Annotated in this window: 2 protein-coding genes; both read right to left on the bottom strand. The window is 60.8% G+C overall.

What is annotated here, in order from left to right; translation table 11 throughout:
* Positions 1-223: 223 nt before the first annotated feature.
* Complete coding sequence (locus BRX43_RS20010; RefSeq protein WP_125996791.1) at positions 224-1,183, bottom strand: IS481 family transposase; 960 nt, start codon at positions 1,181-1,183, stop codon at positions 224-226.
* 199 nt (positions 1,184-1,382) lie between these two features.
* Positions 1,383-1,555: integrase core domain-containing protein (locus BRX43_RS20000; protein ID WP_206433231.1), on the bottom strand; the 173-nt coding region annotated here is incomplete at its 5' end.

The following is a 1,555-nucleotide window of genomic DNA, read 5'->3' as shown; positions in this document are numbered from 1 at the left end:
CGCATCCGACCACCGGCGCCGGCCCGATACCCGACCGACCACCTCCATCCGACCAGTCATACGAGTACTCGTATGACTGGTCGTAGAACCAATAATTTCCCGCACCGCCCGCGCCCTCATCAAAGGCAGAAAGCATCCCCGCTACCGGCGCTACCGCAAGGCGGCCTTCCGACCACGCTTACATCGAGACTTGGTCGCCGTCTGATCAACTAAACTGCTTCTCCTAGGTGTTCAGTCCCGGCATCTGGTGGATCGGATCGACGATGAACCGGTCTGGCTCTGACGTCCAGATCCTGGTGATGTATTCGTAAGGTGTGAGCCCACTGAGCGTCTTGAGCCGGCGGGCAAAGTTGTAGGCGGCCATGAAGTCGGCGAGGTGCGTTCGGAGCTGGTCATGGCTCTCGTAGTGGAAGCGTTTGACGGTCGCTTCCTTGATCGTCCGGTTCATCCGCTCGACTTGTCCGTTGGTCCACGGGTGGTTCGGTTTCGTCAGACGGTGCTCGATGTCGTTTGCCTCGCAGATCATGTCGAAGCGCATCTGACGCGACCAAGCGGTGTTGCGGTTACGAGGCTGATCGGCGAACTGGATGCCGTTGTCTGTCAGAATGGTGTGGATGCGGTAAGGTAAGGCCTTCAGCAGGTGTTCGAGGAACTCCCACGCTGTGCGCCTGTCAGCCTTGTCGACCAGTTGGGTGACGGCGAACTTACTGGTGCGATCGATGCCGACGAACAGGTAGAGCTTGCCTTCGGCAGTCTGCACCTCAGCGATATCGATGTGGAAGAAGCCGATCGGGTAGCGCTTGAAGCGTTGCCGCTTCGGTTTGTCGCCCTCGATATCCGGCAGGCGGGAGATGCCGTGCCGCTGGAGGCAACGATGCAACGCTGACCGCGTCAGGTGCGGTATCGACGGCTGCAACGCATAGAGACAGTCGTCGAGCGGCAACAGCGTGTGGCGCCGGAACGCCACAACCATCGCCTCCTCCGCCTCGGACAAGGTCGTAGAATGAGGGGCCTTCGGCCCGGTCTTCAAATCCTCAACGGTTGCGCGCTTGCGCCACTTCGCGACCGTTTTCGGGTTGATCCCCAGCTCGCGGCTCAGCGTCGCGAGCGAAGCTTGCGATCGCTGTATTGCTGCTCGGACGGCGTGCGTGGTCGTGGCGCACCCATGACGAACTTGTCCCATACCGCATCCTTCCATTCCAACGAAAGGATCGCACCATCAAACCCTGGGATCAAACACCTAGGAACCGTTAGGCGTTCGACGATGTGTCTTGTATCGTCATCCAGAGCAAGCCGCTGCCGTCCTTGTGAGACACGGTAACTGAAAGCACGAGCCGTCGCGCGCAGCTGAGCAGCCCCCATCGGGTGGTCCGGGTTATTAGTTAGTGCATTGTCGTCTCCGCCGCCATTGCCGGTCGTAGGTGGAGGGAAGCGGAACCGGAGGCCGGCAATGGCGGTGTCGCCGCTTGTGGTGCGGGCGGCCGGTAGCCCAGGCTGCTGTGCGGCCGGACGGTGTTGTAGTGACGGCGCCACGCCTCGATCAGTACCCTTGCTT

The organism is Sphingomonas sp. S-NIH.Pt15_0812 (assembly GCF_003951315.1).
Taxonomy (GTDB): Bacteria; Pseudomonadota; Alphaproteobacteria; order Sphingomonadales; family Sphingomonadaceae; genus Sphingomonas.
The sequence above is the reverse complement of the archived record's forward strand: the minus strand, read 5'-3'. Positions and strand labels throughout refer to the sequence as shown.

Bases quoted from the DNA above. Each gene is read 5' to 3' on its own strand.
- BRX43_RS20010 (WP_125996791.1), bottom strand. From the start codon at position 1,183: ATGGGACAAGTTCGTCATGGGTGCGCCACGACCACGCACGCCGTCCGA.